Below are 19,922 nucleotides of genomic sequence, written 5' to 3' on the forward strand. Positions count from 1 at the left end.
AAGGATCAGGCGTATTGTCCGTTGGCGCCAACATAAGGATTCTCCAGCCGCTCCCGGCCGATGGTCGTACTCGGTCCGTGTCCCGGGAAAACCTCCATTTCATCCCCCAGCGGAAACAGCTTGTTTTTAATGCTGCTGATGAGGTCGTCGAAGTTGCAGAACGGAAAATCCCACCGCCCGATACTTCCATAGAAAAGCACGTCTCCACTGATACACAGGTTCGATTCACGGTTGACGAACGCCACGTGTCCGGGGGCGTGGCCGGGTACGTGAAGCACTTCCAGCGTTGTTTCTCCGAACGTTACCGGCGTTCCTTCTTCCAGCCATTCGTCGGGCTCGGCTTCTTCGTAATCAAAAATCCGGAAAGAAGGCGCGCGGACCGCTACTGACTTCAACACCGGGAGGTCCAGGCGGTGCAGGTATAAGGGCGCTCCCCAGGTCCGTTTGGCGAAGGCATTACCCAGTACGTGATCAACGTGCGCATGGGTATTGAGGATCTTGACCACCTTCAGGTCTTCGTCGTCGATGAATTCTTTCAACTCTTCGCGCTCCTGGCGGTCGGAGCATCCGGGATCGATGATGACGGCTTCGCGGGTGTCATCCCACAGGACATAAGTGTTTTCCTGAAAGCCGTTAAAGGTAAAAACCTGCAGATACAGCATGGTATTGGTCAAAAAGTTCCTAAAGCAAAGATGGTGGGTTTTTTATGCAAATCGGGGCGGCTGTTGCGCCATTGTGCGATTCGCTGCGTCGAAACAAACTCGTCCGGAGCGGTAAGCTGGCTGCCGATGCACAGCAGGGTAGTCGGCTGGCATACGTTCACGAGGTCTTCCAGCAGGGCATTATTCCGGTACGGCGTTTCCATAAATACCTGTGTCTGACCGGATAGTGCCTTTTTCTCCAGTTGACGGATGGCGGTTGCCCGCTCGTTCCGGTCGATCGGCAGATACCCCGAAAAAGCGAACGACTGCCCGTTGAAACCGGAGCCCATCAGCGTCAACAGTATGGACGAAGGACCGGAAAGCGGCGCTACCTGCATACCCGCCTCATGCGCAAGCCGGGCTGCTACGGCTCCCGGATCGGCGATACCCGGGCAGCCGGCTTCGGAAATAACGCCTGCGTCCCGGCCGGACTGTTTCAGCTCGGCGATCTGCCGGCGGGTGTCGGCGACGGGCGTATCCTTATGCAGTTCGAAGAAGGTGAGGTCTTCTATCTTCCGGCCGGTTTTCAGCTCGGAGATAAACCGCCGCGTGGTGCGGAGGTTTTCGGCAAAGAATACGTCCGTCCGCGAAATGACATCGCGTACCTGCGGCGACAGCACCGAAAACGCTGTTTCCGGCGCCAGGACGGTCGGAATGAGAAATAACGTCGGCATCATCAGGACAGAAATCGCAGCACGGCTTCGGTAAAGGCGGCGGGCTGATCGGCCTGCACCCAGTGTCCGGCTCCGGCAATGGTCTCGATCGTCGCGTGGCGGAATATCCGGTGAATCTCCGCTTCGTCTTCCGGCGTGATGTACGTGGATTTCTCACCGCGGAGGAAAAGTACCGGCTTGTCTGTCGGCCGGATACCGATAAGTTCTCCGCCGACGGTTCCGATTTCCTTCGTCAGCACCGGCAGATTGAGCCGCCAGGCGAAGCCGCCGCCGTCGGCGCGGGCCAGGTTTTTGAGGATGAAAGCCCGGGTACCCGGGTTGTCCTCGTACCGGGCGAAGAAATCTTCGGCTTCCTGGCGCGTCCGGATGGTATCGAGCGGCATGAGGTTCATGCCCTTCAGAATGCCATCGTGGTGGATGGGGTAAAAGCGCGGAGCAATGTCAACGACCACCATTTTTTTCCAGGCGTCGGGGTAGCTCATGGCATATTGCATCACGGATTTGCCGCCCATCGAGTGGCCGATGAGGATGGGATCGGTGATCTGCTGATCTTCCAGAAATTCATGGAGATCGGCTGCCATTTCGAGGTAGCCGAAATCATCGCTCCAGGGAGAGCGGCCGTGGTTGCGCTGGTCGAGCATGAAGACCCGGTAGCCTTTGTCGGCGATTTGTTTGCTGACAGTCAGCCAGTTGTCGGCTGAGCCGAATACGCCGTGGAGAATCACAATGGCCGGTCCGGTTTCCCCGGCCTGCCGGTAAAATAGTTTCATGCGTCGCTGAGTACGGATTTTCGGCTCGCGGACAGGCCGGAGCAGGTAGAAAAGTGCAACTATAGAACTTTTGCAGGCAAAGTTATCTACACAACGGCAAACCTTCGTAAAATTGCCGCTGATTAGCATGGTCAGTGCGTACCGAACCGATAGCTGGACCATTCATTGTTCACACGTTAGCCGGGCACTGATCTCTTCCGATGAGTCTTTCCATACAGCAAATTCAGGCCCCGATCAATGCCGAAATGAAGGCGTTCGAGGGTAAATTCAGGGCGTTCATGAAAAGCGACGTGATGTTGCTGGACCAGATCATGAACTACATCGTCCGGAGAAAAGGCAAGCAGATCCGACCCATGTTCGTGTTTTTATCGGCGGGTACGTGCGGGACGATCAACGAGTCGACCTACCGCGGCGCTTCCCTGATCGAACTCGTGCACACCGCTTCGCTGGTGCACGACGATGTGGTGGACGATTCCAACTACCGCCGAGGATTTTTCTCCGTTAATGCCCTCTGGAAGAATAAGATAGCTGTGCTGGTGGGAGATTACCTGTTGTCGCGCAGCCTTTTTCTGGCGGTCGACAACGAAGACTTCGACTTCCTGAAACTCATCAACCGGGCCGTCAAGGAAATGTCGGAAGGAGAACTGATGCAGATCGAAAAGGCCCGCCGGCTCGATATTACAGAAGACGTGTATTTCGAGATTATCCGGCAGAAAACAGCGACGCTCATTGCCGCCTGCTGCGCCACCGGCGCCCGCTCGGTAGGCATGACCGCCGAACTGGTCGAACGCATGCGTCTTTTCGGTGAAAAAGTAGGAATTGCCTTTCAGATCAAGGACGATTTGTTTGACTACGGCGACGCCGAAATCGGCAAGCCCGTCGGCATCGATATCAAGGAAAAGAAAATGACCCTGCCGCTGATTTATGCCCTGCAGCAGGCCGACTGGATGACGAAACGAAAAGTCATCCGTACCATCAAAAACGACTCCGAAAACCCGAAAAAAGTAGGAGAGGTAATCGATTTTGTGAAACAGTCGGGTGGTATTCAGTACGCCACGCAGGTGATGAAACGCTACGTCGACGAAGCCCTGCACATTCTCACCGACTTTCCTGCCAGCGCCTACCGCGAGTCATTGCTGAATCTGGTGAAATTTACGATTGAACGAACGAAGTAAGAAGCAGTTAGGTATAGCAGACCTAAAGCAGTAAGCTACCCTCTGCAACGACCCCGAAGGGGTCAAACGCCAATAACCCGGGGCGCAGCCCCGGGCAGATGAGCTTAATAATGCGTCAATCCGGAACAAACGTAAAATCCGGATATCCCGAAATAGCATTGGTAATCAGTTCATTAGACGGAAACTTCGGTGTTTCCGACGAGAGAGACATATTCCCTTTCTTCAACAGCAGGATATTGCCCTGCGCTGCGGGCATGAGAGTAGCGCTTCCGGTCAGGTAATAGTATTTCTTCGGTACTCCTGCGGAATAGTTGTTCATGCTGATGACGTATTGTTTCGTCTTGTCAGTAATAACAAGGGGATCGATCGACAGGAATACCTGCTTTTCAGGCGTGCCGATTTCGATTGCCTTCTGCCGGAGAACGGTTTTGGTCGCCGCATCCCACAGCGTGACATTATACGTGCCGACTTCCGGCATTTTTGCTCCCAGCTGCGTAATTTTTCCGGGTTTTGATACGGTAAAGTATACGCCCGTTTCCCAGCCTCCGCCGCTGAGCGTCTGGCTGGAGAGCGTCACGCTGGAAATGAGCGAGCTGACGGGTGTTTCTCCCGGGTTGGCTTCGTCTCCTTTTTTACAGGCAGCGGCTGCTAATGCGACGATCAAGAGTGAGTAGTGAATAACACGTTTCATGTTTGTGAAGGTTTTTGGTTCGAAATCCTTCGACAAAACTCAGGTAAAAAAGAATGGCAGTACATCCCATAATCAAGGGATACCGCCTGCTTGGCCGGACAATAATTTAGCAGTCGGTTCACAGGCAACAGGCCACTGAAACCGTTTTTCCGCGTATATTTCGCCGTTTCTCAAGCTAAACTCATTCAAGCTATGATCAAGCGTAACGCGACCGCCGTCTGGAACGGATCAGGTAAAGAAGGTGCGGGCCACCTCACCACTGCCAGTACTGTCCTGAACGAAACCCAGTATTCGTTCAACACCCGTTTCGCCGACGGCGTCGGAACCAACCCGGAAGAACTCATCGCTGCCGCGCACGCCGGCTGCTTCGCCATGAAACTCAGCTTCGACCTGAATGCTGCCGGTTTCACTGCCGATGAAATCAACGCGAAGGCGACCGTCGTCCTCGATCCCTCAAAAGGCGAAGTAACCGAGTCGAACCTCGTCGTAACGGCGAAAGTACCGGGTCTTTCTGCTGAACAATTCGCGGAAATTGCCGCCGGCGCCAAGGCCAATTGCCCCATCTCCAAGCTCCTCAACGCTGCCATTTCACTGGACGCGACCCTGGCCTGATCGGGAAAAGATTGCGGATGTCCCTGTTCTTGTATTTTTTCGCTGTACGGAACACCATCCGCAATCTTACTCAACATGGTCCACTCTCAGGAATTACACATCCTCATCGGCTGCGCCGACGCCCGGGATCTCAGCCAGATCCAGCTCGACGCCGTCAGTGAAACCGCCGCGCGCTTCAAGGACGACTACGGCATCGAAATCGATGTCCAGGTAATCCGCGCCGCCGGCTCCTTCGTCACACCCGACGTCTTCATGGATGTGAAGCGGATCGTCGAACACCACCTCCGGACGGCCCGTTTCGATGTCCCCACGCGCTATTTCGTGCATATCCAGTCGCACGGACAGCTCACGCCCGATTCCTCGCATGAGCACGTCGCGCACGTGCACGACCTGCACATCGTTGACGGCTCTCCGCTCAACTGCGGGATGCTCGGGGCTTCAGGGGTAGCGGTCGAGATCGAACAGATGCTTATGACCGAGCAGCCGACGATCACCGTACACGGCAAGAGCCGAACCATTACCAATGAGGAAGATATCCGCTGGATGCTCCGGGAAGTATATGCATATGAAGGGTACCTGGCGGGCGACTGGATCCGCAGCATTGACCTGCTACGTACCCACCCGCGGAAACAACGGCGCATTCTGGAGGACGCGCTGGATAACGATCCGGACCTGACAGGCCTGAACATTCAGATCACGGCCGGTATCCTCGACTATTCCGTGCACTGGCTCATCCGGGTAGACGGCGGCGAGCCCGGTGTGCCGTATTGGGACGAAGTACAAGCTGAAATCCGCCGGAAGGTAGGGGACGACCATTACCGCCAAACCATTCTTTCCCACCAGGCTACCCGGCAAAGCCCGCTGGCGGGGCTGATTTCCATGCCCGACCCGCGCCGTTCCAACCGGGAAGCGGCGGCCAACTGGTACCTGCGCCACAAACAGCAGGAGCCGGGCGAATACTACCTGCCGAATACCCTCTTTAACATGACCGGCAGCTCGTTTGACATGCCCGGAACCCCGTTTGGCCCCTATGTCATCGCCGGGTTTTATTACTCCGTCGCCTCGCTGAAACTCACCGACCAGATTGTACTGGGAGAAAACGAGTTCCAGACCCAGCGGATGATGCACAAGATTCAAAATGACCCGATTATGGGCCTCATTGTCCGGAAATACGGTGTGAACCTGATTCCGGTCAACAACGAGGATATTATCTGACCGATACCGATTTTTCGATACCCTTCCGGTCCCGGCCGGAAGGTATTTTTTTTGATTATGGCACTGGATAAATCGCTGAAGGAGGCCGTTTTACGGCTTTCGAAAGAAGAAAAGGACAAGATGCTGCTGCGTCTGATCGGCAAGCACAAAGACCTGCAGGAGCAGTTGTATTTTCAGCTGATCGAGGACGGAGATACCCTCCCCGAGCGCCGGGAGCATTTGCATGCGGAAATCGACCGGCTGTATGCGGGCGACTACGGCTCGGCGGTATGGCTGCTCGGCGCCGTCCGGAAAATGCACGCGGCGATAGCCTACCACGTCAAGATTACCAAGGATAAATATGGGGAAGTGGAGCTGGTGATCTACCTGCTCAACCAGTGCTTTGTCCGTCAGGCAAAATACACCGATACTCATTCGGCGCGGTCGGAAGCCCTTGCCGAGTACCTGGTCAAGCGGACCGACGCCGTCCTCAAAAAATGGGGTAAACTCCACCCCGATATCCGCTTCGAATTTCAGGAAGAAATGAACAACCTCCTCGCCCGCTGCCATACCTGGTCTGCGGAGCATTATGCGAAGCAGTGGGGAGTGCCAGGGAAAGTGGAATAGCCGGTTCGGACGGGGTTTTCAGTTTTCGGTTTCGAACGGCTAGGGGCCCGGCAGCCCTGTTTCCGGGCGAGGTCAACCGAAAACAAAAAACTGAAAACTGAAAACCGTAAGAAAGCAGAAGGCCAGGGCGACAGCCCCGGCCTTCCACTTTCTTACGATATCCCATCCTCCTTCCTCCTCTTCCTGTTCAGCCATTTTTCATATACCAGCTGAATAATACCATCTTTCAGGCCAAGGTGGGGAACGTGTATTTCGGTGGCGCCGGCCCAGCGCATGGCCGACAGGTAGATTCCGGCGGCGGGGACGATGACGTCGGCACGGTCGGCGTTGAGTTGCAGTTTGTTGATCCGGTCTTCCAGCGAAAAGGTAGATACGTATTGCTGGATACGGGCCAGTTCGTCAATACTGATGGCATCCGGCCCGACTTTCGTCTCCGCGATGTTGAGCAGCTTGCTGATGTTACCGCCGGTACCGACGGCCTGAATCGAGGTATCACCGGGGTTGACGTACTCCTGAATCCAGCGTTGCATCTTCACCCAGTCTCCCTTTTGCTCGCGTCCTTCCAGGAGGCGGACCGAACCTATTTTAAACGACCGGCTCGCTACTTTCTGCCGGCGGACGTACAGGTTAAGCTCCGTCGAACCGCCGCCTACGTCAATGTGGAGGTAATTGCGGTCGGGTTCCAGTGACTGTACGACTACGTTGTTGATAAGCTCCGCTTCCTTGGCGCCTTCGATGATGTGAATCTTCATGTCGAGCTGCCCTTCGATGCGCGTGGCGATATCTGTTGAGTTGGTTGCTTCCCGCATGGCCGACGTCGCGCAGATCATGTAATCCTTGCATTCGTGCAGTTCGATGAGCAACCGGAAGGAATGCAGCATTTTGAACAGCCGGACTTCGCCTTCCGGGCTGATGGAGCCGGAGTTGAAAACGTCCATCCCCAATCGCAACGGAAAGCGGACATACTCCACTTTCTTGAACGAAATCACCCCGTCGTTTTCCAACACCCTGGAAATCTGGAGACGGGCGGCGTTAGAGCCGATATCAATAGCTGCCAGCTTCATGCAAAATACTGTTTGAGTCCTCTAAAAAATCGGTTTTCGCGTGAATGACAAAGCCCCGACGGGGAAAATCCTCAACGAATACCCAGCCGCAGGAGGTAGCGGCGCTCGCACGCGAGAAGACGGGTAGCCGGATTCAGGAATTCTCCGCTGAGTACCGAGACGTGAAAATGAGGATGTGACTGAATCTGATCAATCCGGATACCGGCCTTCCGGATCAGTGAGAGCCCCGTGGAATCGGTTAATACCCAGGGCGTGGAAGGCAGCACTCCCTCCGGAAGGGGAGGATGCAGTTTCTTTGTATAAAAATCAAACGTATAGCTATAGCTGTGGAATTGACTTAAGGGCTCGTCTGCGGGGCGTTTGTTCCAGTCCCGCGCGAAAGTATACCCCGAGTCAAATTCCGCGAAATGCGGATAGACATTGGCACTTAGTGAGAAAAAGACCAGCGCGAGGCTACCGACTGACACGGCCAGGATGCGGGGCAGACCCGCTGCCTGCCGGAAGCACAAAAAGAGAACTACCCCTGCAATACCGATCGCCACCGCCTGATTGAGCCGTCCCGGAATGGGTTGTATATACAGGTTGAGGTATAACCCGAAAGCGACCAGAATAACCGCTACGCCGGTTTGCACCCACGAAATCGTGCGGACCGTTTTCTCTCCGGCGGCGGTCAGCCGGCCACTGACAAGAATCGCCATATAGGGAAACAGGATATTGAGGTAATGCGGGAGTTTGTATTGGGCAAAGGACAGTACCACCAGCATCAGGGTACAGATTCCGATTGTCAGAAATTCACCTTTCCGGTCGATCAGTCCGCGGATCCATCCCCAGTAAAACAACAGGCTCCAGGGAAGAAAAGCCCATAACAGGGTATGGAAAAAGAAGAAGTAGTCGGTCGATCCGGAACTCCCCCAGGCTTCCCCCTGAAACCGCTCCACGCTTTGGCCCAGGAGGATAAAGCGGATGCCGGAGAGGCCGGTCATCCCCCGTATTTCTTTTTCGGGATGAAGATCGAACTGCACGTAGTAGGCGTAGAGTACAGGAGCGACGAATACCAGAAACGAAACGCCGACGAGTACCCAATGCCAGCGCAGCAACGCCCGCAGGTTCCTTTCAAAAACAAGCTGAATACCCACCGCGAGTACCGGTACGGCCACGCCGATTCCGCCTTTTGTCGCGAAACCCAGCGCCAGGCCGAGTGCACCTCCGAGCGCATATTTCCGCTTGCTGGTGCGCGCGAGCGCAAGGAGCATCCAGGTCGAGAAAATGAGGAAGGCCGTCAGCATCGCGTCCATCCGGACGTCCTGATTCGCCAGCAGCTGGGCGCAGGCCGCTCCGTGGATCAATGCGGCTACGCGGCCGGTTAGCTCGTCATAAAGGAGTTTCCCAAGTCGGTAAGTCGAATAGAACCCAAATACCGAAGCCAGCAGGGAAGGAAATTTGAACGCAAACGTATTGATTCCGAAGACTTTATACGACAACGCCGCCGTCCAGAACAGGAGGTGTGGCTTATCGAGGTAGTCCATACCCCGGTCGACGAGGCTGACGTAATCGCCGGATTCCAGAAAGTGAAGCGCAATCAGTGCGTGGTGGGAGGCGTCGCTGTCGAGCAGGGGAACGAAAAGTCCGATGCCGTAAACCGCAGCGAGGCCCAGCCACAAAATCCAATAGAGCGGGCCGGATAGTAGTCGGTTATTCTGCATTCAAATGGGCGTTAGCAACGGATTTGCGGGCGGCATCCGTCGCACAAAAATACGCGTCAATCCGGATCTTCCCCCTTCGGCTGCGCCGGAAGGTCGATCGCCGCGCCAAGTAAGGAGCTCACCGCGTTCACCAGAAAGAACAATAACGTCGCCAGAACCGCGTGTTCCGGAAGAATAGGCAGGTAGGCCGCAGCCGACAGAAATACGAATTCCCGGATGCCGATACCCCCGACCGTCAGCGGCAGTACCGACGCCAGAGAGGAAAACAAAAATACCAGCGCGTATTCAAGCCAGGCGTCGCTGACGCCAACCGAACGGAGAAGCAGAAGTATCGCGCCGACCTGCGCCCCCTGGATCAGGAGAGACAACGCCAGCGTCGGCACAAAGGCGCTCCGGAACGTGGGAAAAACAAAGCGGTAAATCGCCCAGCCGCCCGCGACAGTCAGCAACACCAGGCCTGTGTCTATGAACACGCCGGCCCGGATACGATCAGCTACCCAGTTGCTCTGACCGGCCAGCAATACGAGTAGCAGCACGATCGCCAGGAGACCGCTGCCACGGTCGAGCAGGGTGGCCGATATCAGTGTTTTATACCGCGTTTTGTGCCGCTGACGCAGCATCCAGACTTTGTACCCGTCTCCGCCGATACCTCCGGGCAGAAACAGGTTGAAAAACATCGACCGGTAATACAGTTTCAGGAGAAAAGGAAACCCGTCCTGAATCGGGACAGGGGCCAGGTGGGATTGGAGGCGACGGGCGCTGATGACCTGAGAAACGTTGTAAAGGACAAACGCAGCCAGAATCAGCCCCCAGTCGGCCCGCCGGAGCAACGGTAGTACCTGCGCCCAGTCGATCTGCCGGTACAGCCACCACAGCGCCGCACAGGTTAGAATAAACTTGAAGGCCGACCGGATACCCCGGGATTCCCATAGTCCTCTCACGATTTCTGATAGATTTCCCGAACAAGATACGTGGATTTGGTACCCGTTTCGTAATATGTCCGCATCATGATTTCAGCCATGAAACCAAATGTAACAATCTGTAAACCACCTAATAACAGAATGACAGCCAGCGTGAGCAGGGGGCGGTTTCCGATGGATTCACCGGTTAGTTTCAGGCCGAGCAGATACAGGCCGATCAGCCCGCCGCTGAGGAATGTGAGAATACCCACCGGACCGAAAAGGTGCATCGGCCGGCGGAAGTACTTCTGGAAGAAAACCATCAGCAACAGATCGGACATGACCTTGAACGTCCGTCCCAGCCCGTATTTCGACTGACCGAACTGCCGGGCGTGGTGACGAACGGGCATTTCCGTCATCCGCGCGCCCTGCATCGCTGCCAGAACCGGAATAAACCGGTGCAGCTCACCGTAAAGACCAAGATTCTGCGCGATCTGCGCCCGGAACAGCTTCAGGGTACAGCCGTAATCGTGAAGGTATACCCCTGTCATCCGGCGTATCAGGGCGTTGGCAATTTTGCTGGGTATTTTCCGTAGAAAAACACCGTCCTGCCGCTTGGCCCGTACACCGGCTACAACGTCCCAGCCTTCCCGTTCGAGCTTTTCGAGCATGACGGGAATATCCGCCGGGTCATTCTGGAGATCGCCGTCGAGCGTCACGATATAAGGTGCTTTGGCTTCCGCAATACCGGCCGACATGGCCGTAGTCTGTCCGTAGTTTTTATTGAGAATGACAAGGCGGACGGTTTCATCGGCCAGCTCGCGGATGCGGGTGACGGTCTGGTCGGTCGACCCGTCGTCTACCAGAATAACTTCATACGAATACCCCTGCATCGCCTCGCGGATGCGGGTGAGCAGGGGGGCAATATTATCTTCTTCGTTGAGGAGGGTAATAACGAGGGAAAGAAGGGGATTGGCAGGCATACGTCACAAAATTAGTTCAGGAAGGGCCGTTTTCCAGCGGACAAACTCCCGGAGGCCTTCCTCCAGGGAAATCACCGGCTGATAGCCCAGCCGCTCGCGGGAGCGGCTCAGGTCGGCATAGGTTTGGGAGACGTCTCCCGGTTGTTCCGGCAGGTACTCGATCCGGGCTTTGCGGCCGAGTACTTTTTCCAGCGTAGCGACGAGCGTCGCCAGCGTCACCGGATTGCCCGAACCCAGGTTGAAGGCATCAAACCCTCTGTGCTTGTAGCCGATGGCAAGGCAGATTCCCCGGACAATGTCGCTGACATGCGTGTAATCCCGGCGCGTACTGCCGTCTCCGTACAGGTAAATCGGCTGCCCTTCCGAAATCAGCCGTGCAAATTTATGTATAGCCAGATCCGGACGCTGCCGTGAGCCGAATACCGTAAAAAACCGGAGAGCTACAAAGTCGATTCCGTGCAGGTGCGCATAGGTACGGCCGAGCATTTCACCGGAAATCTTCGACGATGCATAGGGGCTGATCGGCAGCAGGTTGGTATCTTCTTCGCTCCACGGTACGTTCGGGTTTTCGCCGTAGACAGAGGAGGAGGAGGCGAAAACGAACTTCCGGCACTTCAGCTGCCGGGCGATTTCCAGCAAAGACAGCGTCCCCATGACGTTCGATTCGTAATAGGGCCGCGTCGATTCAATACTTTTCCGGACCCCGGCCTTGGCTGCCAGGTGAATAATGGCGTCGAACGATTGCCCGTCCAGCAGATCGAGCAGTCGTTCCTGATGTGTAATATCTTCTTCGATGAACCGGAAACGGGGGTTCAGAAGAAGGGAATGAAGGTTGTTACGCTTTTGTTCGACATCGTAAAAATCATCGAAATTGTCGATACACGTAACCGTTGTTTCAGGGGAAGAAAGAAGCTTCTCGGCCAGGTGACTCCCGATAAAGCCTGCACCACCCGTAATCAGGTAATGGTTCATGGCGCTTTTCTGTTTGGCGGATAGCTGATTTTCCGAAGCCGGGAAAGCAGCGTACCTGCAAGTTATGAATTCCGGAAAGGTTCCGGGTACATAGAGCGTTCTATTTCAGGCCGAAGGCATTGAATACTGACGTGGGTCAGAGGGCCGCGGTGGCGCTCTGCTTGGTCAGGACGACCGTCGTCGGGGTTTCAAACAGGTCACGGCGGCGGGCTATTTCACGCAGCGGGACCACCGGCGTCAACTCCGGCAGGTATTCTGCCCGGGATAGAACGATGACGCTTTCCGGACCGCGGAGCGCATTCCGCAGCTCTTCCGGCGTCTGAAATACCTCAACCGATTTGTCCAGGTAGAAGACATACGCAGGATTGAACTGCTTGTAGGCTATCACCCGCTGATCGGGATGAATATGAGCGAGTGTCTGGCTGACGGGATTTTCGCGGTCGATGACCGGGTATGCCAACTGAAAAAACAACACCGCGGTCACGATAAACGAAGCGGAGAGCGCCAGAATCGTGCGGTTAAGCTGTTCGTGCCGGAAGCGGTACCAGGCCGCCGCTGCGCCAAGCGGGAATGTCAGGAAAATAAACGCCCACCCCGACAGGTGTGACACCGCCGGGTCCAGCCGCAGACCGAAAAAGAACGCCAGCGGAAGGAGCGTTGCCAGAATACCATATACAATCAGCGCCGGTCGCAGGTTTTTCCAGGAGGCGTGATCCGCCGACAGCATCCGGTCCAGGAAATACCCCGTCAGGACAGCGAGGAAAGGATACGAAGGCACGGTATAGTTCGGAAGCTTCGTCCCCGAAAAGCTGAAAAACACAATGACTACCGCAGCGATGCAGAGGGCAAAAAGCAGCGGCGCTTCGGTCTTGCGGCTCAGCCAAGCCTGTCTCAGCGCCTGCGGCAGGAAGATGGAAAAAGGCAGCAACCCGACCAGTACATAAACCGGTGTCAGCAGGAAAATACCGCCGTGGCCCTCCATCGGTGCCATGTAGCGGCTCAGGTTATGCTGGAAGAAAAAACCTTCCGTCCATGCACCGCCGGTCGCCTCGTGCACCGCGACATACCAGGGTAGTGCAATCAGGAAGATGATCTGAACGCCCCAGATAACCTGCATGTGCGGAATAAGGCGAAGCTCCTTCCGCATGATGAGAAACAGCAGAATCGACAGACCGGTCAGTACCAGCGCGATCGGTCCCTTCGCGAGGAGGGCAAAGCCCAGTGCCGCGTAGAAAACCCAGATCCAGTTGCTGATCGGACCGTCGTCCTTCGCGACGGAATACCATTCATAAAAGGAAACCCAGGCGAGGGTCAGGAGGAAGATCAGGTACGGATCGGGTACCGCCATCCGGAATTGCACGCCTACGTGCAGGGACGCGAGCAGGACCAGCGCGCTGGCCCAGGCAGCCCGGCGGTTGACATGCCGGAAAGTAAAAAAGAAGGTCAGCAATATTGTACCGACACCGCTGAGTACCGAGCCCCAGCGGGCCGCGAACTCATTGATGCCGAACAGGCGGTAGCTACCCATCATGGCCCAATAGTGGAGCGGGGGCTTGTCGGTCCGCAGCTCTCCGTTGAACGTCGGTACGACCCAGTCGCTCCGCTCGAACATTTCCCGGGCACATTCGGCGTTTTTGGCTTCGTCGAGCGAGTACAGCATCAGCTTGTTCGTGCCCAGAGACAGGAACAGCAGGCTGAACAGGCCCAACAGAAGAAGTGATTTCGATATGGATAAGTGTTTCATGGCAGCGGGAAGAAAAAAGAACTTGAAATCGGTCAGCCCAGGGCAGCCTGGTACGACCGGGGATTAGCAGGCATCTGTTTCTGGAACTCGCGGACGAGGTCTCCGACGGTTTGCACGCGGGAGAGATCGGCTGACGCGACATCCAGACCGGTGACGTCTTCGAGATCATTGGTCAGCTCGCAGATTTCTGCATAGGTCAGACCGAAATCGGTGGCGAGTGAATGGCTCAGGCGCAGGTGGCCCGGGACGTAGGCATAGAAGCGTTTCCGCAGAATCATCCGGATGGACGGAACCAACGCCGAGAGGCGGCTGTGGGGAGTAGGAATGATTTTCATGGCTTCAATCGGGAAAAAACAAGGTAGAAGAGAAACTGGACCGCTGCAGGGCACCGGCCCAGTTGTTCAACCTTCAACCTATCTTGTGGCCGCAAAAAGAACAGGTCTCTTCCGGCTATTCTGTGACAAATAAACCTTGGAAACTTTGAAATAATTTCCAGTTTCCAGTCTTTTTTTTCTGTCGGCCGGAAAATACTCCGGATCGGATGAGCGTTTTCGCGACCGCGTGAAAGAAAAGGGAAGAAAGACCGTGTCCTGATCGACGAAGTAAAGCTGCAAAACCGTGACCGGAGCTGCACGCAAAATCAGATGAAGGCAGATTTCGGGGGGATGAAGGTGGGTTTTGGAGGAGTGAGGCGCCGGGGCATAGGGCAAGGGGCATAGAGCATGGGGAAATGTCGCGGAGACGGAGGCTTCTCCCCGGTGGTTTCGACGCAGCTCAACCACCGGCTATGGCGTAGAGAATAGCGAGTATGAATACCCTACGTCTGTGTATTCTGTGAAGTCTGTGAGAACATGGTATTTATTTTCTCACAGACTTCACAGAATACACAGAAAACAAAAATGGCCGCCTCGTACAGAAGCAGCCATTTCATATAAAGAAAAGCGCAGATTATACCGACATGATATCAGCCTCTTTCGCTCCGAAAATCTGATCTATTTTCACGACGAAGGAATCGGTCAGTTTCTGCACACGTTCTTCGCCCTGCTTGACTGCGTCTTCCGACACGCCGTCTTTCGTCAGTTTCTTGATGCTGTTATTGGCATCCTGACGGGCATTGCGGATGTTGATTTTGGCCGTTTCGATTTCGCCTTTGACACGCTTGACCAGGTCCCGGCGGCGTTCTTCGGTGAGCGGCGGAATGGTAATCCGGAGTTGCTCGCCGTCGTTGGCAGGTGAAAAGCCGAGGTTCGCATTCCGGATGGCCCGGTCGATCTCGTTCACCATTTTCTTTTCAAACGGTTTGACGGTAATGGTACGCGCGTCGGGTGTGGTGATCGATGCGACGTTCTGAATCGGGCTGGGAACACCGTAGTATTCCACCATGACGCCTTCCAGCATAGCCGGGGAAGCTTTCCCTGCCCGGATTTTGCTTAACTCGATATTCAGGTGCTTGATGGCACCATCCATCGTTTCCTTGGCTGCGTCAAGATAAAACTCTATTTCGTCCATTGCGGAGATAAATGATTGACTTTCAGAAGTTGACAAAAATCGTCGAAAAATTCAGGCCCCGAAAATCAGGAAACTATCTGAGATTGTCAAGCGATAAGCGTGCCTACTTCATGGCCCATGACCAGATTATAGAGATTTCCGGACTTGTTCATATCAAAGACAACAATGGGCAACTTGTTCTCCCGGCAAAGGGCAAAGGCGGCAAGGTCCATCACTTTCAGGTCTTTGGCAATGACTTCATCAAAGGAAACCGTCGAGTAGCGTACCGCGTTGGGATCTTTCTCCGGATCGGCTGTGTAAACGCCGTCTACACGGGTGCCTTTCAGAACGACGTCGGCCTTCATCTCAATCGCACGGAGGCTGGCAGCAGAGTCGGTCGTGAAATAAGGGTTACCGGTACCGGCCCCGAAAATAACAATGCGGCCCTTTTCAAGGTGCCGCATCGCCCGCCGACGGATCAACGGTTCACAAATCTGCTCCATCTTCACAGCTGAAACAAGCCGGGTAAACAGACCTTCTTTCTCCAGCGCTGCCTGAATGGCCATGCCGTTGATGACGGTCGCGAGCATACCCATGTAGTCGCCCTGTACCCGGTCCAGGCCGGTCGCTTCGAGCTCCTTTCCCCGGAAAATGTTGCCGCCGCCGATGACGATTGCTACCTCAACGCCGAGGTCAGCCACGCGTTTTACCTCCTTTGCGTATTGCTCGAGAATGGCCGCATCAATGATCTTGTCGGATTTCTTTTCTCCGCTGAGAGCCTCTCCACTGAGTTTGAGTAAAATGCGCTTGTATTTCGGCGTTTCCATAAAGATGTTTTTGAGTGACGAAGTTAAGAAACTGGATGCCAGTCAGGCAAGGACAGTAGTACTATTCGATGGGTGGATGAAAAAGGAAAATGCGCACAAAAATCTGACAATGAATGGATTATGTATTCATTGTTGCGGGTAAATATTATCCAATGATTGGATATTTACGATGAACGGAACTGAATCAGAACCTGATTCTTGTCGACATTCCGGCCGGGCACGGCCAGAACCGGACCGATTGTCACATCCGCCGGAGCTTTCAGTACGTTCTCCATTTTCATCGCCTCAAGAATGAGGAGGGAATCGCCTTTCTGTACCTGCCGCCCTTCTTCCACCAGCACCGACACGATTTTTCCCGGCATCGGTGCCTTCAGATCCGCTGCCTGCGACGAAGCCGCCGCCTTCATACCGAGGCGGTCGAGCAACAGGTCAAACCGGTCTTTGAGCGCAACCTGAAAGACCTGCCGGTTGAGGCGAAGGGTGACGGATTTTGAGACCGGATCATTTCCCAGCCATTCGGCCGTGTAGGATTTATTTTTCCAGAGTAGGTGAACGAAACCGTCCTTCAACGGAACAATATCCGCGTCGAGGACGTCTCCGCCGAGGGTTTGTGCCGAGGGATCAACATCGAGCAGGCGGTCGCCAACAGTGGCCTGGTACATCAGCGTGTCCTGGTTTTAGGGTTTGAGCGCCAAAGTAAGGAGTTCCGCTCAGATTCCCTCGTCCGGTGCCACTTTCACCTCAGAAGCGACCTGTTTCTTCGGCGGCGCATAGTTGACGAGGTAAACGCCTACCAGAATGATCGCCATGCCCACAAAATGCTGAACCTGAATTTGTTCGTGATCCAGTACGCCCCAGCCCACGGCGATAATCGGTATCAGGTACGTGACCGAACTGACAAATACCGGTCCGGTAATCTGAAGAAGGTGGTTGTAGAAAATCATCGCGATGCCCGAGCCAACGAGCCCGAGTGTCACCGCCGCTGCAAGCGACCAGAACGCGCCCTCCGTCTGCATGCGGTCCACGAAATCTGTCTGAAAAAGGAAAACTGCCGCCAGGGGAGCAATCGTGACAAAAGTCGCGCCCGTCAGCACCAGTGGTTTCAGGCCTGACAGGTACTTCCGGAGCAAAAAGGGATTCAGGCCGTAGAGGATCGTTGCCAATACCACCAGCAGCGAATAGCTGTTAAAGGTCAGTTGCCCTTGTAACCCGCTGAGGGTGATCATAATACAGCCCGCCAGTCCGAGGAAAAGGCCGCCCAGTTGCCGACGGCTGATCCGCTGACGGAAAAACAGGTATCCGATTACGAGGACAAACAGCGGCGTAAAGGAGTTCATAATTCCCACCAGCGAACTGTCCATGTGCATCACTGCATAGGAAAACAGGTAAGCCGGAAAGAAGCTGCCGACCATCCCGCAGACAAAACTCCAGCCCCATTCAGTACGGTTCGGCAGGTATGCACGCTGTGCAATGAGGAGGGGAACGAAAAAGGCTCCGGCGGCCAGCAATCGGAACGAGGCGATCTGAATACCCGAAAAAGCGTGCAGCGCCTGCTTCATCAGAATGAACGAACTGCCCCAGGTCAAAGCGAGGCCAAACAGAATAATCCAGGCGGAAAGGGAAGTAGACTTTTGCATGAGAAGTGTATCGAAGGTATTGACAGAACCCGAAAAAGGACCGGAGAATTCCACACGATCCCAACAAAAAAAGACAGGACACAGGCCCTGTCTTTTCGAAGCGGAAAAGCAACCGGTTAAGCCGGCACGGCGTCGTAAGTCGCTGCTATTTCCTGTAAAATCTCTTCTACTTCCGAGAGGGTAGGAACCTGTACCAGGCGATTCCGGAAGGCCTTCGCGCCGTCAATTCCCTTGAAATAACTGGCATAATGCCGGCGCATTTCGACTATTCCAAGACGTTCGCCTTTCCAGCGCACGGAAAACTCGACGTGTTTCCGGCAGACATCCACGCGGTCGGCAATGGTTGGCGCCTCCAGCTTTTCTCCCGTTTTCAGGAAGTGCTTGATTTCGTTGAAGATCCACGGATACCCGATCGACGCCCGGCCGATCATGATTCCGTCGACACCGTAGCGGTTTTTATATTCCAGCGCCTTTTCCGGAGAATCAATATCTCCATTTCCGAAAATCGGAATACGAATCCGCGGATTATCCTTGATTTTGCCGATGAGGTTCCAGTCGGCATCACCCTTGTACATCTGTACCCGCGTCCGCCCGTGAATGGTGAGCGCTTCAATGCCGATGTCCTGCAGGCGTTCGGCGACTTCCTCCACGTTTCTGGTGGAATCGTCCCAGCCCAGGCGGGTTTTGACGGTGACAGGCAGGTGTGTGGCTTTGACGACGGCTTCGGTCATCTTCACCATCTTCGGAATGTCCTGAAGAAGCGCGGCGCCCGCACCGCGGCAGGCTACCTGTTTAACGGGGCAGCCGTAATTGATATCGATCAGATCGGGGGAGACGGCAGACGTGATTCTGGCGCATTCGGCCATGGTTTCAATGTCCGAACCGAAAAGCTGAATGCCGATCGGGCGCTCGTATTCAAAGATATCCAGCTTCTGCCGGCTCTTGAACGCATCCCGGATCAATCCCTCGCTTGACACAAATTCCGTGTACATGAGGTCGGCGCCTCCCGCCTTGCATACAGCCCGGAAAGGAGGGTCGCTGACGTCCTCCATCGGCGCAAGCAACAGCGGAAACTCACCCAATTCTATATCTTTGATCTTTGTCATGCCTTTTCTCCTCGTCGCCCGGCCCGCGCAAAACACGGCGGCGATTGCTAATTTTGTACAAAAATAACCGATAATGACGGAAACTACCTACCCGCCTTCGGGAAGATTGTCCCCCCTGGCGAGTATCCTGATTGTATTTGGTCTGGTGCTGGTACTGAGTTCGGTTGCTCAGCTGGCCCTGGCCCTTCCCCTGATTCAATGGCTTACGGGCTCGGGCGATCTGGTTGGCTTTTCAACCAACCCCGGGCACTATCCCAACGGCTGGTTGGCGACGATGCTCGTTCAGGCACTTGCCTCTCTTTTCAGTTATGCGTTCAGCGCCTGGGTTTTTATCCGGTTGATTGAGAAGAGGAACCCGTTTCCGGCGGTAAAAAGTTCGCCGCTCTTCTGGATTCTGACGCCGGTAGTAGTCATCGCATTTATTCCGTTCAACGGCCTCGTTTTTGAGTGGAACCAGCTACTGCCCATGCCGCAATGGATGCTCGACATGGAGCAGAAACTCAAGGCGCTCACCGAATACCTGACCGATTTCCGGACGCCGGCGCATTTTCTGCTGGGGTTACTCGTCATTGGCGTGATACCGGCGCTGGGCGAGGAAATGCTGTTTCGCGGCACGCTCCAGCCGATTTTCCAGCGCTGGTCGGGCAGTACGCATGTCGGAATCTTGGTAGCGGCGGCTGTTTTCAGTGCGATTCACGTGCAGTTCATGGGCTTTTTTCCGCGGATGCTGTTGGGCGCGCTTTTCGGGTATTTGTATGTCTGGTCGGGGAATCTCTGGGTACCGGTCTGGGCACACTTTGTCAACAACGGTTTCACCGTCACGATGATGCACCTGAAAAAGCAGGGAGTGACGGATGTCAACCCCGACGAAAACGTCCCGCTCGCCATCGCGGCCGTATCGCTGGCGGCGACGATCGGCATCCTGATTCCGCTGTACCGCAACCGGAAAGTCATCCGCTGAAAACTTCGTTCCCTCCGCAAAATTCTCCGGTCTGTCGTTGTTTTGCGGCGCAGGCTGTCGGATAGCAGGGCAGGGAGCATACTTTTGCGTCCTT

At 55.0% G+C, this 19,922-nt stretch carries 21 protein-coding genes; 5 read left to right on the plus strand and 16 right to left on the minus strand.

Annotated features, from left to right (window positions below):
• Positions 1-5: 5 nt before the first annotated feature.
• From BLR09_RS17000 to BLR09_RS17010, 3 genes are read right to left on the minus strand one after another with little or no spacing between them, the layout of a single operon-like run.
• Positions 6-662: an MBL fold metallo-hydrolase gene (locus BLR09_RS17000; RefSeq protein WP_093204874.1), complete on the minus strand. Its 657-nt coding sequence runs from the start codon at positions 660-662 to the stop codon at positions 6-8.
• A gap of 8 nt (positions 663-670) precedes the next feature.
• Positions 671-1,375 (minus strand): SAM-dependent methyltransferase, encoded by a 705-nt coding sequence (locus BLR09_RS17005; RefSeq protein ID WP_093204878.1) that lies wholly within the window; start codon positions 1,373-1,375, stop codon positions 671-673.
• A gap of 2 nt (positions 1,376-1,377) precedes the next feature.
• A complete protein-coding gene (locus BLR09_RS17010) occupies positions 1,378-2,145 on the minus strand; it encodes an alpha/beta fold hydrolase (RefSeq protein ID WP_093204881.1) in 768 nt (255 codons plus the stop codon).
• A 200-nt stretch (positions 2,146-2,345) separates the two neighbouring features.
• Here BLR09_RS17010 and BLR09_RS17015 point away from each other — a divergent pair, with 200 nt between their 5' ends.
• Positions 2,346-3,320 carry a polyprenyl synthetase family protein gene (locus BLR09_RS17015; RefSeq protein WP_093204883.1) on the plus strand — a complete coding sequence of 325 codons (975 nt, stop codon included), beginning with the start codon at positions 2,346-2,348 and terminating at the stop codon, positions 3,318-3,320.
• A gap of 115 nt (positions 3,321-3,435) precedes the next feature.
• On the opposite strand, the gene BLR09_RS17020 is transcribed toward BLR09_RS17015, so the two are convergent.
• The gene (locus BLR09_RS17020) at positions 3,436-4,011 is read right to left on the minus strand and encodes a DUF4082 domain-containing protein (protein ID WP_143011133.1); all 576 of its coding nucleotides are present in this window, start codon (positions 4,009-4,011) and stop codon (positions 3,436-3,438) included.
• A 192-nt stretch (positions 4,012-4,203) separates the two neighbouring features.
• Here BLR09_RS17020 and BLR09_RS17025 point away from each other — a divergent pair, with 192 nt between their 5' ends.
• The 3 genes from BLR09_RS17025 (at position 4,204) to BLR09_RS17035 (ending at position 6,444) form a co-directional block, all read left to right on the plus strand.
• The gene (locus BLR09_RS17025) at positions 4,204-4,623 is read left to right on the plus strand and encodes an OsmC family protein (RefSeq protein WP_093204887.1); all 420 of its coding nucleotides are present in this window, start codon (positions 4,204-4,206) and stop codon (positions 4,621-4,623) included.
• A 75-nt stretch (positions 4,624-4,698) separates the two neighbouring features.
• On the plus strand, positions 4,699-5,838 hold the full coding sequence (locus BLR09_RS17030; protein ID WP_093204890.1) for a hypothetical protein: 1,140 nt from the start codon (positions 4,699-4,701) through the stop codon (positions 5,836-5,838).
• A gap of 57 nt (positions 5,839-5,895) precedes the next feature.
• Positions 5,896-6,444, plus strand: coding sequence for a hypothetical protein (locus BLR09_RS17035; protein WP_093204893.1), 549 nt, complete (start codon positions 5,896-5,898; stop codon positions 6,442-6,444).
• A gap of 152 nt (positions 6,445-6,596) precedes the next feature.
• Here the strand turns inward: BLR09_RS17035 and BLR09_RS17040 are convergent, their stop codons facing one another.
• The 12 genes from BLR09_RS17040 to dusB all read right to left on the minus strand — a co-directional run bounded on the left by BLR09_RS17040 (position 6,597) and on the right by dusB (position 18,867).
• Positions 6,597-7,508, minus strand: coding sequence for a Ppx/GppA phosphatase family protein (locus tag BLR09_RS17040; RefSeq protein WP_093204895.1), 912 nt, complete (start codon positions 7,506-7,508; stop codon positions 6,597-6,599).
• A 71-nt stretch (positions 7,509-7,579) separates the two neighbouring features.
• On the minus strand, positions 7,580-9,211 hold the full coding sequence (locus BLR09_RS17045; protein WP_093204897.1) for an ArnT family glycosyltransferase: 1,632 nt from the start codon (positions 9,209-9,211) through the stop codon (positions 7,580-7,582).
• A gap of 56 nt (positions 9,212-9,267) precedes the next feature.
• Entirely contained in the window at positions 9,268-10,152 is an 885-nt protein-coding gene (locus BLR09_RS17050; RefSeq protein WP_093204900.1) for a lysylphosphatidylglycerol synthase transmembrane domain-containing protein, read from the minus strand.
• Positions 10,149-11,093, minus strand: coding sequence for a glycosyltransferase family 2 protein (locus BLR09_RS17055; protein WP_093204901.1), 945 nt, complete (start codon positions 11,091-11,093; stop codon positions 10,149-10,151). Before BLR09_RS17055 ends, BLR09_RS17050 begins: the two co-directional genes overlap by 4 nt.
• Positions 11,094-11,096: 3 nt before the next feature.
• Positions 11,097-12,065, minus strand: coding sequence for a GDP-mannose 4,6-dehydratase (locus BLR09_RS17060; protein ID WP_093204904.1), 969 nt, complete (start codon positions 12,063-12,065; stop codon positions 11,097-11,099).
• 136 nt (positions 12,066-12,201) lie between these two features.
• Positions 12,202-13,809, minus strand: a complete 1,608-nt coding sequence (locus BLR09_RS17065) for an ArnT family glycosyltransferase (RefSeq protein WP_093204906.1) — start codon at positions 13,807-13,809, stop codon at positions 12,202-12,204.
• A gap of 32 nt (positions 13,810-13,841) precedes the next feature.
• On the minus strand, positions 13,842-14,144 hold the full coding sequence (locus BLR09_RS17070; protein ID WP_093204909.1) for a hypothetical protein: 303 nt from the start codon (positions 14,142-14,144) through the stop codon (positions 13,842-13,844).
• 613 nt (positions 14,145-14,757) lie between these two features.
• Positions 14,758-15,318: a ribosome recycling factor gene (frr, locus tag BLR09_RS17075; protein ID WP_093204911.1), complete on the minus strand. Its 561-nt coding sequence runs from the start codon at positions 15,316-15,318 to the stop codon at positions 14,758-14,760.
• Positions 15,319-15,404: 86 nt separating this feature from the next.
• Complete coding sequence (gene pyrH / locus BLR09_RS17080) at positions 15,405-16,124, minus strand: UMP kinase (protein ID WP_093204915.1); 720 nt, start codon at positions 16,122-16,124, stop codon at positions 15,405-15,407.
• A gap of 164 nt (positions 16,125-16,288) precedes the next feature.
• A complete protein-coding gene (locus tag BLR09_RS25905; RefSeq protein WP_093204918.1) occupies positions 16,289-16,786 on the minus strand; it encodes an acyl-CoA carboxylase biotin carboxyl carrier protein subunit in 498 nt (165 codons plus the stop codon).
• Between the two features lie 48 nt (positions 16,787-16,834).
• Positions 16,835-17,761, minus strand: a complete 927-nt coding sequence (locus BLR09_RS17090; RefSeq protein ID WP_143011134.1) for a DMT family transporter — start codon at positions 17,759-17,761, stop codon at positions 16,835-16,837.
• A gap of 116 nt (positions 17,762-17,877) precedes the next feature.
• A complete protein-coding gene (dusB, locus tag BLR09_RS17095) occupies positions 17,878-18,867 on the minus strand; it encodes a tRNA dihydrouridine synthase DusB (RefSeq protein ID WP_093204924.1) in 990 nt (329 codons plus the stop codon).
• 73 nt (positions 18,868-18,940) lie between these two features.
• Between dusB and BLR09_RS17100 the strand changes: the two genes are divergently transcribed.
• Entirely contained in the window at positions 18,941-19,828 is an 888-nt protein-coding gene (locus BLR09_RS17100) for a CPBP family intramembrane glutamic endopeptidase (RefSeq protein WP_245689942.1), read from the plus strand.
• Positions 19,829-19,922 lie beyond the last annotated feature (94 nt).

This window comes from Siphonobacter aquaeclarae (genome assembly GCF_900103285.1).
Classification (GTDB): Bacteria; Bacteroidota; Bacteroidia; order Cytophagales; family Spirosomataceae; genus Siphonobacter; species Siphonobacter aquaeclarae.

Coding starts and splice junctions, on each gene's coding strand:
- BLR09_RS17000 (WP_093204874.1), bottom strand. CDS start 662: ATGCTGTATCTGCAGGTTTTTACCTTTAACGGCTTTCAGGAAAACACT.
- BLR09_RS17005 (WP_093204878.1), bottom strand. CDS start 1,375: ATGCCGACGTTATTTCTCATTCCGACCGTCCTGGCGCCGGAAACAGCG.
- BLR09_RS17010 (WP_093204881.1), bottom strand. CDS start 2,145: ATGAAACTATTTTACCGGCAGGCCGGGGAAACCGGACCGGCCATTGTG.
- BLR09_RS17015 (WP_093204883.1), top strand. CDS start 2,346: ATGAGTCTTTCCATACAGCAAATTCAGGCCCCGATCAATGCCGAAATG.
- BLR09_RS17020 (WP_143011133.1), bottom strand. CDS start 4,011: ATGAAACGTGTTATTCACTACTCACTCTTGATCGTCGCATTAGCAGCC.
- BLR09_RS17025 (WP_093204887.1), top strand. CDS start 4,204: ATGATCAAGCGTAACGCGACCGCCGTCTGGAACGGATCAGGTAAAGAA.
- BLR09_RS17030 (WP_093204890.1), top strand. CDS start 4,699: ATGGTCCACTCTCAGGAATTACACATCCTCATCGGCTGCGCCGACGCC.
- BLR09_RS17035 (WP_093204893.1), top strand. CDS start 5,896: ATGGCACTGGATAAATCGCTGAAGGAGGCCGTTTTACGGCTTTCGAAA.
- BLR09_RS17040 (WP_093204895.1), bottom strand. CDS start 7,508: ATGAAGCTGGCAGCTATTGATATCGGCTCTAACGCCGCCCGTCTCCAG.
- BLR09_RS17045 (WP_093204897.1), bottom strand. CDS start 9,211: ATGCAGAATAACCGACTACTATCCGGCCCGCTCTATTGGATTTTGTGG.
- BLR09_RS17055 (WP_093204901.1), bottom strand. CDS start 11,093: ATGCCTGCCAATCCCCTTCTTTCCCTCGTTATTACCCTCCTCAACGAA.
- BLR09_RS17060 (WP_093204904.1), bottom strand. CDS start 12,065: ATGAACCATTACCTGATTACGGGTGGTGCAGGCTTTATCGGGAGTCAC.
- BLR09_RS17065 (WP_093204906.1), bottom strand. CDS start 13,809: ATGAAACACTTATCCATATCGAAATCACTTCTTCTGTTGGGCCTGTTC.
- BLR09_RS17070 (WP_093204909.1), bottom strand. CDS start 14,144: ATGAAAATCATTCCTACTCCCCACAGCCGCCTCTCGGCGTTGGTTCCG.
- frr (WP_093204911.1), bottom strand. CDS start 15,318: ATGGACGAAATAGAGTTTTATCTTGACGCAGCCAAGGAAACGATGGAT.
- pyrH (WP_093204915.1), bottom strand. CDS start 16,124: ATGGAAACGCCGAAATACAAGCGCATTTTACTCAAACTCAGTGGAGAG.
- BLR09_RS25905 (WP_093204918.1), bottom strand. CDS start 16,786: ATGTACCAGGCCACTGTTGGCGACCGCCTGCTCGATGTTGATCCCTCG.
- BLR09_RS17090 (WP_143011134.1), bottom strand. CDS start 17,761: ATGCAAAAGTCTACTTCCCTTTCCGCCTGGATTATTCTGTTTGGCCTC.
- dusB (WP_093204924.1), bottom strand. CDS start 18,867: ATGACAAAGATCAAAGATATAGAATTGGGTGAGTTTCCGCTGTTGCTT.
- BLR09_RS17100 (WP_245689942.1), top strand. CDS start 18,941: ATGACGGAAACTACCTACCCGCCTTCGGGAAGATTGTCCCCCCTGGCG.